Source organism: Candidatus Methylomirabilis sp., assembly GCA_036000645.1.
In the GTDB taxonomy this organism is placed as follows: Bacteria; Methylomirabilota; Methylomirabilia; order Methylomirabilales; family JACPAU01; genus JACPAU01.
The window spans coordinates 1-15,248 of sequence record DASYVA010000074.1 but is presented as its reverse complement, the minus strand read 5'-3'; the positions used below and the strand labels follow the sequence as shown (position 1 = coordinate 15,248).

At 69.5% G+C, this 15,248-nt stretch carries 14 protein-coding genes; 8 read left to right on the top strand and 6 right to left on the bottom strand.

All coding sequences use genetic code 11. The features are described from left to right. Window positions 1-60 precede the first annotated feature (60 nt). The 7 genes from VGT06_04385 to VGT06_04355 all read left to right on the top strand — a co-directional run bounded on the left by VGT06_04385 (window position 61) and on the right by VGT06_04355 (window position 6,544). Window positions 61-1,512: a tripartite tricarboxylate transporter permease gene (locus VGT06_04385; protein ID HEV8662368.1), complete on the top strand. Its 1,452-nt coding sequence runs from the start codon at window positions 61-63 to the stop codon at window positions 1,510-1,512. Window positions 1,513-2,579: 1,067 nt separating this feature from the next. Next, window positions 2,580-3,041, top strand: coding sequence for a response regulator (locus tag VGT06_04380; GenBank protein ID HEV8662367.1), 462 nt, complete (start codon window positions 2,580-2,582; stop codon window positions 3,039-3,041). A gap of 10 nt (window positions 3,042-3,051) precedes the next feature. Beyond that, window positions 3,052-3,789 carry a prepilin-type N-terminal cleavage/methylation domain-containing protein gene (locus VGT06_04375; GenBank protein ID HEV8662366.1) on the top strand — a complete coding sequence of 246 codons (738 nt, stop codon included), beginning with the start codon at window positions 3,052-3,054 and terminating at the stop codon, window positions 3,787-3,789. A 337-nt stretch (window positions 3,790-4,126) separates the two neighbouring features. After that, entirely contained in the window at window positions 4,127-4,459 is a 333-nt protein-coding gene (locus VGT06_04370; GenBank protein ID HEV8662365.1) for a hypothetical protein, read from the top strand. After that, window positions 4,456-4,926 carry a tetratricopeptide repeat protein gene (locus tag VGT06_04365; protein HEV8662364.1) on the top strand — a complete coding sequence of 157 codons (471 nt, stop codon included), beginning with the start codon at window positions 4,456-4,458 and terminating at the stop codon, window positions 4,924-4,926. The genes VGT06_04370 and VGT06_04365 overlap by 4 nt, the downstream gene beginning before the upstream one ends. Window positions 4,927-4,952: 26 nt before the next feature. Continuing rightward, window positions 4,953-5,684 (top strand): bifunctional demethylmenaquinone methyltransferase/2-methoxy-6-polyprenyl-1,4-benzoquinol methylase UbiE, encoded by a 732-nt coding sequence (gene ubiE / locus VGT06_04360; GenBank protein HEV8662363.1) that lies wholly within the window; start codon window positions 4,953-4,955, stop codon window positions 5,682-5,684. A gap of 2 nt (window positions 5,685-5,686) precedes the next feature. Beyond that, window positions 5,687-6,544 (top strand): UbiA-like polyprenyltransferase, encoded by an 858-nt coding sequence (locus VGT06_04355; protein ID HEV8662362.1) that lies wholly within the window; start codon window positions 5,687-5,689, stop codon window positions 6,542-6,544. Between the two features lie 41 nt (window positions 6,545-6,585). Here VGT06_04355 and VGT06_04350 read toward each other — a convergent pair whose 3' ends face one another. The 6 genes from VGT06_04350 to holB form a co-directional block, all read right to left on the bottom strand. Then, a complete protein-coding gene (locus VGT06_04350) occupies window positions 6,586-7,137 on the bottom strand; it encodes a DinB family protein (protein HEV8662361.1) in 552 nt (183 codons plus the stop codon). A 40-nt stretch (window positions 7,138-7,177) separates the two neighbouring features. Further along, the gene (locus VGT06_04345) at window positions 7,178-8,485 is read right to left on the bottom strand and encodes a lactate racemase domain-containing protein (protein HEV8662360.1); all 1,308 of its coding nucleotides are present in this window, start codon (window positions 8,483-8,485) and stop codon (window positions 7,178-7,180) included. Next, window positions 8,482-9,249: a TatD family hydrolase gene (locus VGT06_04340; protein ID HEV8662359.1), complete on the bottom strand. Its 768-nt coding sequence runs from the start codon at window positions 9,247-9,249 to the stop codon at window positions 8,482-8,484. The genes VGT06_04345 and VGT06_04340 overlap by 4 nt, the downstream gene beginning before the upstream one ends. Window positions 9,250-9,255: 6 nt before the next feature. Further along, window positions 9,256-11,214 carry a methionine--tRNA ligase gene (gene metG / locus VGT06_04335; GenBank protein HEV8662358.1) on the bottom strand — a complete coding sequence of 653 codons (1,959 nt, stop codon included), beginning with the start codon at window positions 11,212-11,214 and terminating at the stop codon, window positions 9,256-9,258. Between the two features lie 96 nt (window positions 11,215-11,310). Further along, the gene (gene ricT / locus VGT06_04330) at window positions 11,311-12,252 is read right to left on the bottom strand and encodes a regulatory iron-sulfur-containing complex subunit RicT (GenBank protein ID HEV8662357.1); all 942 of its coding nucleotides are present in this window, start codon (window positions 12,250-12,252) and stop codon (window positions 11,311-11,313) included. Further along, window positions 12,209-13,258 (bottom strand): DNA polymerase III subunit delta', encoded by a 1,050-nt coding sequence (gene holB / locus VGT06_04325; protein ID HEV8662356.1) that lies wholly within the window; start codon window positions 13,256-13,258, stop codon window positions 12,209-12,211. Before holB ends, ricT begins: the two co-directional genes overlap by 44 nt. A 692-nt stretch (window positions 13,259-13,950) precedes the next feature. On the opposite strand from holB, the gene VGT06_04320 reads away from it, so the two are divergent. Then, a partial coding sequence (locus VGT06_04320) for a hypothetical protein (GenBank protein ID HEV8662355.1) occupies window positions 13,951-15,248 on the top strand: 1,298 nt, incomplete at its 3' end.

Sequence of the window (15,248 nt, the reverse complement as noted above, 5' to 3'; positions counted from 1 at the left end):
AGGGCCGACTCGTAGTAGGGGTAGACAATGTTGCTAGATCAGTGGATGGCGGGGTTGCAGGTGGTCCTCGCAGTAGACATCTGGTTGCTCATCATTGCCGGAACGTCATTGGGAATCATTGTCGGAATCATTCCCGGCCTCGACTCGATGACGTGTATTGCCCTCTTGCTTCCATTGACTTTCTACATGCAACCTCTGAACGCTCTCGTCTTCCTGAGCTCCATCTATGTGTCTGTCATGTTTGGTGGAGAGCTGACCGCAACTCTGCTGAATACGCCTGGTGGCGAGGAGAATCTCTGCACGACACTGGATGGTTTTCCGATGACTTGCCGTGGGCAGGCTGGCGAGGCTTTGGGGCTTGGCATAGGATCATCAGTCGTAGGAGGTGTGATAAGCTACATCTTCTTGCTTGTGAGCGCGGCCCCAGTTGCGCGTTTTGCAATGAAGTTTGGGCCTACTGAAATGTTTCTCATTGCGCTAACAGGGATAATTTTCATTGCGGCCCTTCGTGGCGAGTCTCTCGCGAAAGGGCTCCTTGCGGGCGCATTCGGGCTCCTTATCGGCGGGGTGGGAATTGCCCCAACAGGGGAATGGAGAGCGACCTTTGGACAGATGTACCTGTCGGACGGAGTTCCGTTTGTCCCGGCGATGATCGGACTAATTGCGGTCGCGGAGCTCTTCGTTATTGCCGAGCGCGACCTGGTCGCTCCCGCGACTACAGTTAGTGACGTGAGCTTTCGCCGGATCTTGCGCGGGATGCGATGGGTTTTCGAGTACCCCGGGACAATCATTCGGTCCAGCTTGTTGGGCATTATTATCGGCGCGATTCCTGGCACCGGCGCTACGGTAGGCTCGGCGGTGAGCTACAACTTGACCAAGCGTCTCTCAAAGACACCCGAGAAATTCGGGACAGGATTTCCGCCCGGGATAATTGCTGCAGAAACGGCCAATAACGCGACGACGGGCGGCGCGCTGATGACGACGTTGATGTTGGGTGTACCGGGAAGCGGGACCTGCGCCCTCCTCCTTGGAGCCATGACCATGCAGGGGATTCATCCGGGCCCACAGATACTCCGGGAGCAAAGCGATCTCGTGTATGGGATCGCGTTTGCGTTGCTCCTGAGTCAGGTTCTCATGGTGATAATGGCGGCGGTAGGTGGCTATTTTCTTGCGTATCTTCTTTTCGTTCCGACTGCCACTCTAGTACCCGTTGTGGTGCTATATTGCATGATAGGGTCATTGGCCATACGTAGCACGGAGTTTGACGTTTTCCTTATGGGTATATTCGGAGTGGTCGGTTGGCTGATGGTAAGGACGGGTTTTCCGCCGATCGCTATGGTGCTCGGCGTGATACTAGGCCCAATCGCGGACGCGGAACTAGTAAGGAGCTCAATGCGCTACGGGGATCAGTTCTATTTCTATTTTTTTAGCCGCCCGCTCAGTCTGGTCCTGACAGTCGTCATAGTAGCCGTTTTGGTGGCGCCTTACGTACGCAGCAGATATGTTCGGTGAGCTGCACGGGTGGCCGTCAATCCCAAAGTTTAGTTGAAGTTCACGAAGGGATCGCCCGGTGATGAGGTTCCGCAGCCTGACTCACAGCGACACCGGCTTCGCCTTGGATCTCCCGGAGCAACGCCTGCCGGAGCAGCGGCAGGGCGCGGTACCCGCGGATGCGCCGGAGGCGCGGCTCCAGCTCCAGCAGGGTGGCGGCGAGCCAGCGGTGCTTCTGGTTGGAGGAATCGCTCTAATGCCTGTGATTTCAGGGACTTTCTGCGGTCAGCTCAGGATTTCTGACTGGAGAGGCTTACGGCTAGTCGTTGGAGAGAGGTAGATGGACGGGACTCCCCCGACCCGAAAGGTAGGGCCCTGACGGAGGCTGGCATGAAGGCAAAAGGTGTCCTCGTAGAAGGGAAGGATGGCAAGCAATATCTGCTCGGGATCGGGCCGCGGGCAGCGGGTCGGCAGCGCGAAAGGCCTACAATATGGTTTTGCCCCACTGGCGCTCTGGTGCCGTTAGAGCAGACCCGAGAGGCTTCGAAAACCATCCGTTGGTGACAGACCAGCTTGCTGGGGGTCTGTGCTACCACACTGCTACCGGAACACCCCGCACCAAGGCCACACAGGCGCACCATGGCTCACCCCGAATGCTCGGGTTCTTGCGGGGATGAGTCTTCTTGGGTATGCTCAGGTGGCTCCTGGGATGAATTCGTAATCAGCAGGTCGCTGGTTCAATCCCAGTCACCGGCTCCAGGAGAATTCGGCGGTTGCATTACCGCCCGCTCGCCGCTCGCTCGGGTTTCCCCCACTCGCCGGGCTCTCCCCCGTCTTCGATTCCTCCGATCCGCCACCACTGGTCACGCCATGCCCCAGGGTGGGGCAAAATGCCGACCTGGAGGCCTCAGTCTCCTGGTCCCATGCCCGATACGGTACCCGCCAGGGCGATGGGGGCAGAGGTCGCGCCTCCGGGGATCCCTCGAGGCCCTGGGGGACCGCCCGAGGTGGCACGCAGGATGCAAACTCCGGGGAGCCAACAGCGCGAACCCTGGCCGCAATGGGCCATGGGGCGGGCGGAGGGGCACATGCCGAAGGCCTCTACCAGGTCAGGAAAGCGGCGCAGCAGGCCGGCCGGCCCTCGGCGGGTCGTGGTCCTGGATGACAACCCGGCCGACCGGGCGCTGATGGCGGAGCTCCTGCGCCAGGCGGGCTTTCGGGTCCTGGAGGCGGGCCTCGCCGGTGAGGTCCCCGCGCTCACCGCCGCACTACCGCCGGCCCTCCTGGTGATCGATATCTTCCTACCGGGCGTTTCCGGGGCCGATCTTACGCGGCAGCTGCGAGGGACGGCCGGATTTGCAGGGGTTCCCATCCTCGCCGTTTCTGCCGAGGGGACGGGGGCGGTCCGGCGCCTCGCCCTGGAGGCCGGGGCCACCGCCTTCCTGGAGAAGCCCCTCGATCCCCGCACATTCCTGGACACGGTTACGCACCTGGTGGAGAAGCCCTCGGCCGGGCGGGAGGCGAGAGCCCGGCGGGGGCAGGGAGCCTGAGGTCGGAGACGTGAAGCAGTCCCAAGAGCAGAGCGGGTTCCGCCTGAAGCGTCTCCCGGGGGAGGCGGTGACCCCGGCGCGCGGCGGCTTCACCCTCATCGAGCTGCTCATCAGTGCGGCGGTGTTCGTCGTGATCCTCGGTGCCGTGTACCTGGTCTATACGACCAGCCACACCACCTACGCCCGCGGCGAGACCCGGGCCGAGATCCAGCAGACTGCCCGGGCGGCCATGGACCTGCTGGCCCGGGAGGTCCGGATGGCCGGGTACTGGTGCAACCCGAGCTGCCCCGGCGGGACAAACCGAGCGATCCAGGAGGCCCAGGCGAGCGCCTTGAAGATCTTCGGGGACGTCGAGACGAGCGGCGCCCGGATTTATGTGGCCTATTTCGTGAGGGACAACACCGCGGCCATCGTAGCGGGGACCTGCCCGGCGGCGAATGTCTGCACGCTCTACCGGCAACGGTTCACCACGGCCTGGCAGCCCGAGGAGCAGTTGGCCACGAACGTCCAGCTGGTGACGTTCGCCTATTTTGACAAGGACGGGGTGGAACTGGTGCCCGGGGCCAGCGGCCTGGACAACGCCCCTCTGGATTTAACCACCCCTCCCCCCAGCACCGTTGTCCCCTGGACCAACCGGGAGGCTGTGCGGCGCATCAGGATCCAGCTGGTGGTCAGGGGGGATCCCGAAGAGAACATCCCCAATTACCAGTTGGCGACGGATATCAGCCCTCGGAACCTGGGGGTCTAGCCGTGGACGGTCCGGCCCGGTCCGTCTGAGGCGCCCGGGGCCCTCCTGTCCGCTCTCCCCCGGCCTTGCCTCACCGCCCGTCTGGCTTTCCCCCCCCTGCCCACCTCGGCCCCCCGCCCGACCCCCGAGAGTCAGCACGCCCTGCGCGGCAGGCCCGCATCGTCCTCCCTCCGGGCGGGGACGGCGTTGACCCCGGAGCCCTCTTGGTGTAGCGTAACGGCCGCCTGCGTCCTCCGGTGGGCGTGGCCAGCTCGGGCGGGAGAGGGGCGCAGGATTTCGCGGGCGGAGGCCCGGCTGGGCGGCGGCAGCGGCGCGGCGCCAGGAGGGGGAATTGGCGATGCCCGAGGTGCTGAAGAGCGGACTGGCGTCGGCCCTGGCCAACGGGCTGCGGGCCACCCCCGGGGTAGATGCCGGCGTGCAACAGACGTTTGCCGATCTCCTCCGGGAGCTCCAGGGGCCTGCCGTCACAGAGGCCGAGGCGGAGCGGCGGCTTGCGGCATGGCTGGCTGCGGCCCCATCGCACGCGGTCAGCGTGCTCCGGTCGGTGATTCTGGCCGCAACGTCCCAGAAACGGATCTCGCCCGATTCCTGGCTCTATCGGGCGTTCGTGGACCGGCCGAGCGGCAGCCGATCGCGCGAGCGTCCGGCAGCCCCGAGGCGAGGCCGGTGACGGCGGGCCGGGGGCGATCCGGCGACCGGTGGCACGGGGGGTTGGCTGCCGCCCTGTTCCTCCTGGTGGCAGCCGTCGCGGGCGCCGAGGCTCCGAAGCCGCCGCCGAAGCCTCCTGCCAAGCCTGCGGCCAAGCCGGCCGCTGTCCGGCCGCCCGCGCGCGACGCGACCGAGAAGGCCCAGGCCCACTATGAGCTCGGGGTCGTATACCACGAGCGCTTCTTCGAGCAGTTGGACAAGGCCATCGAGGAATACCAGGCGGCCCTGAAGCTCAAGCCCGACCATGCCGAGGCCCACTACCATCTGGGCCTCGCCTACCACACCAAGGCGAAGCTCACCACGGAGGACAAGGCGCTCTACCGGAAGGCGCTGGAGGAGTACCGGCTCTATCTGAAACACAGCCCCAACGGGGAGCTGGCCAAGAGCGCCCAGAACAACATCAAGGCCCTGGAACCCCGCCTCCGCTAGCGCCCCCCCGGCGGCGCCCCCGTGCCATGCCCGCGCCCGCACCAGCCGACCCTGCGGCCCACACCGCGGCCATCCGGCAGATGTTCGCGGCCATCGCCCCCCGCTACGATCTCCTCAATCGCCTCCTCTCGTTCCGCCGCGATGTGGCGTGGCGGCGGGCGGCGGCCGCGGAGGTGGTGCTCCCGCCCCGCGGCGCGGTCCTGGATCTGTGTACGGGCACGGGAGATCTCGCCCTGGAGGTGGCCCGCCAGCATCCGGCGGCGCGGAGCATCGTGGGGGTGGATCTGTGCGAGCCGATGCTGCGCCTGGGGCGCCAGAAGGTGGCGGGGCGGGAGCCCCGGGTGCTTCTCTCGGCCGGTGCCGCGGAGGCCCTCCCGTTTCGAGCCGGGACCTTCGACGCGGTCCTGGTCGCCTTCGGCATCCGGAATGTGACCGACCGGGCGACCGCGCTTGCCGAGATGCGCCGGGTCCTGCGCCCCGGCGGGCGGGCGATCCTCCTCGAGTTCTTCCAGCCCCGCGGGACTCTCTTCGCGGCCCTGTACCGGTTCTATAGCCGGGCGCTCCTCCCCCGGGTCGGAGGCTGGATCTCGGGCAACCCGGAGGCCTACAGCTACCTCCCGGCTTCGGTCGAGGCCTTCCCGGAGCCCGCCGCCTTCGCCGAGGCGATGCGCGCGGCGGGATTCAGCGGCGTCCGCTGGAAGGCCCTGACCGGCGGGATCGTCTGCATCCATGTGGGCATGCGGGAGAGCAAGGAGTAAGGATGGGGCTCCTGGCACGCCTCCGGCTCTTCCTCGAGATGATCAAGTTCTCCCATACCATCTTCGCCCTTCCCTTCGCCCTCATGGGGGGGGTCCTGGCGGCCCGGGGGGTCCCGGACGGGCGGACCCTCTTCTGGATCCTGGTGGCCATGGTCGGGGCCCGCAGCGGCGCCATGGGGATGAACCGCTACGCCGACCGGGACCTGGACGCCCTCAACCCCCGGACCCAGGAACGCGCCCTCCCTCGCGGCCTCATCCGCCCCGGGCAGGTTCTGGCCCTGGTGGGCGTGTCCTTTGCCCTGCTCCTCCTGGCCGCCTACAACCTCAATCCCCTCTGCCTCGCCCTCGCCCCGCTCGCCATCGTGGTCCTGGCGGGCTACTCCTACACCAAGCGCTTCACCACAATCTCCCATCTCATCCTGGGTCTCTGCCTGGCCTTTGCTCCCCTCGGGGCCTGGATCGCGGTGGCGGGACGCCTGGAGCTGGCCCCGCTCCTCCTGGGCGCGGCGGTCCTCACCTGGGTGGCCGGGTTCGATATCCTGTACGCCTTGGCCGATGTGGCCTTCGACCGCGCCCATGGCCTCTTCTCCGTCCCGGTCCGCCTGGGGGAGCGGGGCGGGCTCAGCGTGAGCCTCCTCCTCCATGCTCTGACCCCGATTCTCCTGGCAGCGGTCGGGTCCCTGCTCGACCTGGGGTTCTGGTACTACGCCGGCGTGCTCTTCGTTCTGGTCCTCCTCGGCGCGGAGCACGTCATCATCCGCCGCTACGGGGTCGCCCGCCTCGAATTCGCCTTCTTCAACGTCAACGGGGTTCTCAGCGTCGGGATCTTCCTCTTCACGCTGGCGGACCTGCTCCGGTAGACCGCCGAGGATCGGAGAGGACCGTCTGGACCTCGGATTCCCTATCGGGGAAAGTCGCGGGCGGCCAGCATGCGCCGGATGTGGGCGAGGTGGTGGGCCTCGTGCCAGGCCTGCAGCTTCACCCAGCCCCCGAGGGTGAACCAGACGCCGGTCGCCGGGTCCGGGGCCCGCAGCGTCTCGGGGTTGTCCCCTTGAAACGCGCAGAGCTCGGCGCGAAAGCGCGCGTGCGTCTCCGCCAGGACCCGTTCCAGCTCCGCTCGCTCCCGGATCGGCCCGGGCACGAGCGAGGATGGCGCCTCCAGGTGCCCGAAGGGGTAGCGATCGAGGGCGGCCGTGTGGAGGGTGGCGCCGGCAGGGGCGTGTTGGGCGCGGAACGCTCCTCGGATGAGCTTCCGCGCCATCTTGCTCGACCCGATCTCGGCGAGGAGGAGGTGCTCCACCTGCTCGGCGATGCACCAGCTCCGGGCCGTCGGCCGGAAGACCCACTGCGCGGCCGCCAGGGGCCGGACCGTCTCGAGGAGTGCGGCGCGAACCTGCTCCGCGAGGCTCCACGCGGGCTGGAGCACGGGGTGGAGCTCGGTAGGCGTCTGCACGGGTTCCCGACTCTTCGGTGAGGTGTTTCGGTGGCCAGGCTCAGCCCACGTCCCGCCAGGCGGAGGCGGGAGCGGGGCGGACCGGCGCCGCCCGGAGGGGGGACTCGAGCGTTCCGTCGGCCGTGAAGGTCATGGGAACGGGCTGCGGGTCGAGCGTAAGTTCGCCCCGCCCTCGGAGCTCGGGGGCGAGGGCCTCCGAGATCAGCAGGTCCCCGAGGTGCAGGGTGTTCTTGATCCAGGCGACGCGGAGCCGGTCCAGCGGCGTGCGCCGGTTCTGGTCGAGGGCGGCCGCGACGGCCTCCCGGTCGGTGGGGAAATGGAGGGGGATCTTGCCCCGGTCGAGGAAGCCGCTCGTCAAGACATTGGCGTAGGTGCTCGCCCGGTCCATCCGGCGGACGAGCCGGTCGGTGGTGACGTCGGCGAGGCCCACGCCGATGGCGTTGCCGTGGGAGGCGGGCGTCACGTCGAGGACCACCAGGGTTCCCACCCGGGGTCGGGGCGGGTCCGGTTCGCCCGGGATCCCCCGCCGGCCGATCACGTTGGTGTCCATGCCGGTGCCGCTGATCTCTTTGCCCAATTCCTCCACCAGCAGGATGTCCACGGCATCCACGGGCAGCCTCGCAGCCCAGGCCTTCGCGCTCGCGAGCAGCGCCGGCTCCCGCTCCAGGATCCGTTCGGGAGAGAGGGCCTCGAGGAGCGCCGGGGCCTCCTCGGCATTTTCCACGATGGCGAGGGCCCCCAGGATGCGCCCGGTCGCGAGCATGGCGGCGGCGATCTTCGGGATCTGCTCCCGCAGGCCGGCCGCCCCGTGCTGATGGGCCGCCAGCGCCTGGGCGTGCTTTCCCATCCCGATAGTCATCATCTTGGCCAACCCGCTCTCGAAGCGCCCCTCGAAGTCGGTGTGGGCCTTCACCCGATTCATGACCAGAATCCCGTCGGCGGCCGCGGCGTGCCGGTCCAGGTAGACCGGGAGCCCCTCGGGCGTCTCAGCCACCCGGACCACCTCCATGGTCGCCCGGATCTCCGCCCCCACGCTTCCCTCCGTGACCCCGAGCTCGGCCAGGAGCGCCCGCTGCCCCTCCGCCGTCGCGCCCCCGTGGCTCCCCATGGCCGGGAAGAGGAAGGGCTTACATTCGGCCGCGCGGCAGAAGGCCACGGCCGCCCGGAGGATCTCGGGGAGGCGGGCGATCCCCCGGCTGCCGGCGGTGATCCCCACCACCATCCCGGGCCGCAGGCGTGGTTGGAGCCTCCCGGCCTGAAGCGCCGCGGCCACCGCCGCCTCCACGCCCGCGATGCGGGGCTGGTCCCAGCGCTGCCGCACCCGCACGAAGGCCGGGAAGGTCGTCATGGCAGGCGGAAGAGGCGGCGGGCGTTCGCCGCCGTCTGCGCGGCGATCGCGTCCAGCGGCGCCCCGAGACTCGCGGCGACCGCGGCGGCGGTGAGCGGGAGGTGGGCCGGCTCGTTGCGGTTCCCCCGGTGCGGCGCCGGCGGGAGGTACGGGGCGTCGGTCTCGAGGAGGAGCCGGTCGGCGGGGATCGCCCGCACCGCCGCCCGCAGGCCGCCCTCCTCGGGGTAGGTGACCGGGCCGGCGATGGAGCAGGAGAAGTTCAGCGCGCAGGCGGCCGCGACCGTCCCGGCATCCCCCGTGAAGCAGTGCAGGACCCCTCCCACCGCATCCGCTCCCTCTTCCCGCAGGATCGCCAGGCACTCCGGATAGGCCTCGCGGCAGTGGATGATGAGGGGCAGGCGGAGCCGCCGGGCGAGCGCCACATGGGCGCGCAGGGCGGCCTCCTGCGCCTGCCGGGGTGCCCGGTTCCGGTGGAAGTCCAAGCCGGTCTCCCCGACGGCGACCACGTTCGGCCGCCGGGCGAGTGCCTCTACGGCGGCCATCGCCTCCGGCGTGCAGGTCCCCGCCCCGTGGGGATGGATCCCCACGGCGGCCCAGATCCCCTCGCGGGTCTGTGCCAGCGCCACCGCTCGCGCGGAGGCCTCCAGGCTGTAGGACGGGACGACGAAACCGGTGACGCCGGCCGCTGCCGCCCGGGCGAGGACCGCCTCCCGGTCGGCGTCGAAGGCCGTCATTTCCAGGTGGGCGTGGGAGTCGAAGTACATCGACTTCTACTTGACGATGGAGCCCGGCGGAACCTCGCGATCCGGCTGGAGCAGCACGATGCCGCCGTCGGGACCCTCCGCGGCGAGGACCATCCCCTGGGAGGTGACGCCCATGAGGGTGGCCGGCTTCAGGTTGGCCACCAGGATGACCTGGCGGCCGACCAGAATCTCCGGGGCGTAGTCCTGGAGGATCCCGGCCACCACCGTCCGTTTCTCTCCCCCCAGATCCACGCGGAGCTTGACCAGCTTCTTCGACTTGGGGACAGCCTCCGCCTCCACGATCGTCGCCACACGAAGCTCGACCTGGCCAAACTCCTCCGCGGTGAGTGGGGGCGGGTCGCCGGTCTGTTCGCCCGACGCCTTCCGCCGGGAGCCCCCCGCGGCCGCCCGCCCCCGGGCGGCCTCGACCTTGGCCCTCACCGCAGCCGTCTCCACCCGCGGGAAGAGGGCCTCCCCCTTCTGGACCCGGCCGGTGGGGACGGGCGCTCCCCACGTCCCTTCGCTGGTCATCCGGGCCTCCGCGATGGGGAGCGTGATCCCGAGCTGCCGCCAGATGGTGCTGCAGGTGTCGGGCATGGCCGGGGAGAGGAGGAGGGCGGCCTGCCGGAGGGCCTCCCAGAGGTGGTAGAGGACTCGCTCCAGGTCCGCCGGCTGGCGCTTGGCCAGCTCCCAGGGCTTGACGCTGTCGATGTAGCGGTTGGCGGTCGTGACGATCTCCCAGGTAGCCTCCAGGGCCCGGTGCCAGGCGAACTGCTCCAGGGCGCTGCGGGCGGCGACCTTGGCGGCCTCCACCGTCCGGGGCAGCTCCCTGTCGAGCCCCGCCGCGGCCGCCGGCTTCGGGACCCGGCCCTCCAGATACCGCTCCAGCATGGTGGCCGTCCGGCTCACCAGGTTCCCCAGGTCGTTGGCCAGGTCGGCGTTCAGGCGGGCGACGAGCGCCTCCTCGCTGAAGGTGGCGTCGAGCCCGAAGACCATCTCCCGCAGCAGGAAGTACCGGAAGGCGTCGTAGCCGTACTGGTCCACCAGGTCCAGGGGGCGGACCACCGTCCCGCGACTCTTGGACATCTTCCCGGTCTCCACGGTCCAGTAGCCGTGGACGTTCAGGTGGCGGTAGACCGGGATGCCGGCGGCCCAGAGCATGGTGGGCCAGTAGATGCCGTGGGGCTTCAGGATGTCCTTGCCGATCAGGTGCTGGGCGATCGGCTCCTGCTCGGTCCCCCAGAACTTGGCGTAGAGGTCGCCGTCCGGGTAGCCGAGGGCGCTCACGTAGTTGATGAGGGCGTCGAACCAGACGTAGGTCACGTACCGGTCGTCAAAGGGGAGCGGGATGCCCCACTGCAGGCGGGCCTTGGGGCGCGAGATGCAGAGGTCCTCCAGGGGATCCTTGAGGAAGGCCAGGACCTCGTTCCGGTAGCGCTCCGGCCGGATGAAGTCCGGGTGCGCGGCCAGGTGCTTGAGGAGCCGGTCCTGGTACCTGCTCATCCGGAAGAAGTAGTTCTGCTCCTGGATATACGTGGGCACCGTCAGGTGGTCGGGACACTTCCCGTCTACCAGCTCCCGGTCGGTGTAGAACCGCTCGCACCCGAAGCAGTACTGGCCCCCGTACTCGCCGAAGTAGATGTCCCCGCTGTCGTAGATCTTCTGGAGGATGGCCTGGACCACCTTCCGGTGGGGGGCCGCGGTGGTCCGGATGAACTGGTCGTGGGTGATCTGCAGCCGGCGCCAGGTCTCCTGGAAGACCCCGCTGATCCGGTCGGCGTAGGCCTGCGGGCTCTCGCCGGCCGCCGCGGCCGCCTGGGCGATCTTGTCCCCGTGCTCGTCGGTCCCGGTGAGGAAGTAGACCTCGTCGCCGAAGAGGCGGTGGAAGCGGGCGGTGGCGTCGGCGAGGATCGTGGTATAGGCGTGCCCCAGGTGGGGCGTGGCGTTGACGTAGTAAATGGGCGTGGTGACGTAGAAGCGGGTCACTGCCGTCCCCTCAGTCCGGAAAAAAATCCGGGCGAACGGCTGCCCCGCCCGCCCGGTCCCGCCGCCCCGGCGCCGCTACACGGCGCGGGACTTCCCTCAGCCGCCTCCGGACCCGCAGCCACCCCCGCCCGACCCGCACCCCCCGCCCGACCCGCATCCGCCCCCCTTGGACCCGCACCCCCCGCCGGAGCCACAAGCGCCGGAGATGGGGGGGATCGCCGGCTGGTCGGGGTAGTCGGTCTTCCGGACCGCCACCTCGGCCGCCCGGTACCGGACGAAGCGGCCGTCCTCGAGCTGGACCATCAGGCTCTCCTCGAGGACCAGGTGCTGCTTCACGAGGCCCGCCCCCTCGTGGGTCATCACGTGGCCCCCGACCTTGGGCAGGCCTCTCCGGAGATCCTGGTACATGGTGTACTCGTAGGAGAGGCAACACTTGAGGCGGCCGCAGGCCCCGGAGATCTTCGAGGAGTTGAGGGACAGGCTCTGCTCCTTGGCCATCTTGATGCTGATCGGCTGGAACTCCTTCAGCCACGACTTGCAGCACAACGTCCGGCCGCAGGTGCCGATCGCCCCGGTGACGCTGGCCTCGTCGCGGGCGCCGATCTGGCGCATCTCGATCCGCATCCGGAGGCGGTGGGCGAGCTCCCGGACCAGGCTCCGGAAGTCCACGCGTCCCTCGGCGCTGAACCGGACCAGGCAACGCGACTGGTCGCCGGAGAGGCGCACATCCACCAGGTCCATCTGGAGGTGGTGCTGGCGGATCGCCTCCTCCACCGCGGCCCGCGCCTCCTTCTGGCGGGCCTGGAGCTGCTCCGCCCGGTCCAGGTCGGCGGGGGTCGCCGGGCGCCGGATCTCCCGGAGGGGCTTCGTCAGCTTGTGGACGGGGTAGTAGGGGACCTTGGCGATGACCTTCCCGATCACGACCCCGCGCTCACTCTCCACCACCACCGGCATCCCCAGCGAAATCGGGAGCGACCCGGCGTAGTAGAAGTGCTCACGCTCCTGGTCGCCGAAGCTCACCTTCACGACGGGTGGCATTCCCGTCACCTCCCGGCGCGGGAACCAGCAGGTCCCGCAGCCGAAATAGTAGCGCCTCGCAGGTGAGGCGCGGGTTGGCGTTCGCCTCCAGGGCCTCGCGGGCGGCACCGACGGCCGCCACCGATTTGGTCAGCGCCCCCACCCGGAACCGCCCGGCCGCTCCCGCGAGGGCGTCGGCCCGGTCCCGGTTCACCACGAGCCGGGGGTGCCCCAGGACCGCGGTCACCACCAGGTCCCGGCACCAGGTGAGAAGCAGCTCGAGGGCCTCCCCGAGGTCCTCTCGATCCCGCGCAATCTCCTCGGCCAGCTCCACACAGGCGGCCGGGCCCCGCTCCAGGGCGGGGAAGAGCCGGCCGACCAGGGCATCCCGGTTCTCCAGGAGCGCCCCGCCCGCCAGCGCGAGCGCCTTTCCCACGCTCCCCCGCGCCAGGGCCGCCAGGGCAGCCGCCCGGTCGGCCGCGACGCCCGCCCCCGCCAGATGCCGCGCGATGAGCGCCTCCGACACCGAGCCGAAAGCCAGGCGCTGGCAGCGGGAGACGACCGTGGGGAGCAGCGTTTCCGCCCGCCCGGCCAGGAGGATGAACGTGGTGGACCCGGGCGGCTCCTCGAGGATCTTCAGGAGGGCGTTCTGCGCCTGCTCCGTCAGGGCCTCGGCCGGGTCGAGCAGCGCAAAGCGCCGCCTCCCCTCGTAGGGGCGGCGGCCCACCTCCTCCCGCAGGGCCCGGACCCGGTCGATCCGGAGCGTCCCCTCGTCCGGGGTCAGGTGGAGGACGTCCGGATGGCTCCCGGCCGCCACCTTCCGGCAGGCGGCGCAGCTCCCGCAGGCGTCTCCCTCCGGCGGAGGCCGCAGGCAGTTGGCGGCCTGGGCCAGGGCAAGGGCCACCCGGCGCTTGCCCACCCCCTCGGGGCCAACGAACAGGTACGCGTGCGCCAGCCGGTCAGCCCGCAGCGCCTGCCGCAGGAGACCGACGGCCCGCTCGTGCCCCAGGATTCCTTCGAAGCCCATGGATGTCCCGGGTGCCCCCGGCCCCCTGTGGTCCGGAATCCTAGCACAATCGGGGAGGGGCGACCAATAGGGTTTTGCCCGATCCGCCCCCCAGGCCGGTTGCCCGGGAAGGTCCCCGATGGTTTGGCTGGTCGCGGACTCCCCCGGGCCGCGCACCCGCCTGAGCCTGCCTGCACGCCGATCCGCTGTCCGCGGCCGCGCTCCAGATCTCAGAACGCGCTCACGCCCCACTCCGAGACCCCCGCTCCATTGTTGTCACCAAACCATTACCCAATCGGTGCTTATCCGTTACTTTAGTTATCGGCTTGGTTGCGGGAACTTGCCGGCCTTCGTTGAGCCGCCCAGGCGCGCGGAAGGGATCCCCAGACACCATCCGGCCACCCTGAAAAACTTCTCACCGGGAATTTCCTCCGCTGGATTCGGGCTATTACCCAATTGCAAGCAATGGGGTGAAGGAGAACTATTGGGCAGAAGGATCCTAACGGACGGTGGGCGGAAAGGGCGTCGCTCTCTTTGCTGGCCCCGTGCCGTTCCGGGCCCTCATCGTTCCCTGTAGAGACTCCGAGGCGCGGAGGATAGTGTCAGCGACTTTCCATTGAGAAGGCCACCACGCCCCTCAGGGCGACGACCCTCGCTCAGGTGGGGAGCCATCGCCGGTGGGAGGGCGCCCGCAAAGGGCTGATGAGACGGCCGTGAAGCCCACAGACCGGATGACCCGCGCGCTCCGCGGGGGGGTGCTCCTTCTATTCGCCGGGGCCCTGGCCCTCCTCACGCCGGCCGGGGCCCCGCCCGGGATCGCCCCACGGGAGCTCTCCGTGGGGGCGAAGCAGCCCGTCCGGGAGGCCTTCGCGCAGCCCCCCCTCAGCCCTGAGGTCAAGCAGGGAGGGATGCTCGCCCTCGCGCTGACGGGCCCCGGTGAAGCGCAGAGGCTCCCTCCCGGCCCCCGGTCCGGGCCCACGGCGGTGACGCAGGCCCGGGTGCACGCGGCCTTCGGGACCCTGCCCCTCTACTTCATCGAGAACCAGGGCCAGGTCGACAGGCGCGTCACCTACTATGTCCAGGGCCACGACACGACCGTCTACTTCACCCCGACGGGGGTCACCCTCGCCCTGACGGGTCCGGCGGCTCCCCCGCCCGCTGGCGGGCCCCCGGGCCTCGCGCGGCCCGCAGGCCTCCGCTCCCTCCGAGACCCGGAAGGGGCGCGGGAGCGCTGGGCTGTCAAGCTCGACTTCGTGGGTACCAACCCTGAGGCGCGCCCCCGGGGCCAAGACCCCACCCCGGCCGTGGTGAGCTATTTCAAGGGCCCCCGCGCGCAGTGGAAGCCCGGGCTCCGGACCTACGCGAGCCTCATCTACCCGGAGCTGTGGCCCGGGATCGACCTCGTCTTCGCCGGCACCGCCGGCCGCCTGAAGTACACCTTCCTGCTCCACCCGGGCGCCGACCCCGCTCGGATCCGGCTGGCCTACCGCGGCGCCACGGCCGTCACGCTCACCGGCGCGGGAGCGCTCGATGTCTCCACCCCGGTGGGCGGCTTTCGGGACGAGCAGCCCTCGGCCTATCAGGAGGTGGACGGGCGGCAGGTCGCGGTGGCGGCCGCCTACGCGCTGGATCCCGCGGCGCCGGCCGGAACGCAGGGCTACGGCTTCCGGTTGGGTCCCTACGACCGGGACCGGCCGCTCGTCATCGATCCGGCGATTCTCGTCTACGCCGGCTATATCGGTGGGGTTGGCGAGGACCAGGGCCTCGGCATCGCCGTGGACAGCGCCGGGAGCGCCTACGTCACCGGCTTCACCACCTCCCCCGAGGCCACCTTCCCCGAGACCGTGGGGCCGGACCTGAGCTTCAACGGTGGTACCTTCGACGCCTTCGTGGCCAAGGTGAACGCGGCGGGCACAGGGCTTGTCTACGCCGGCTATATCGGCGGGGCCGGCGAGGACCAGGGCCTCGGCATCGCCGTGGACAGCGCCGGGAGCGCCTACGTCACCGGCGT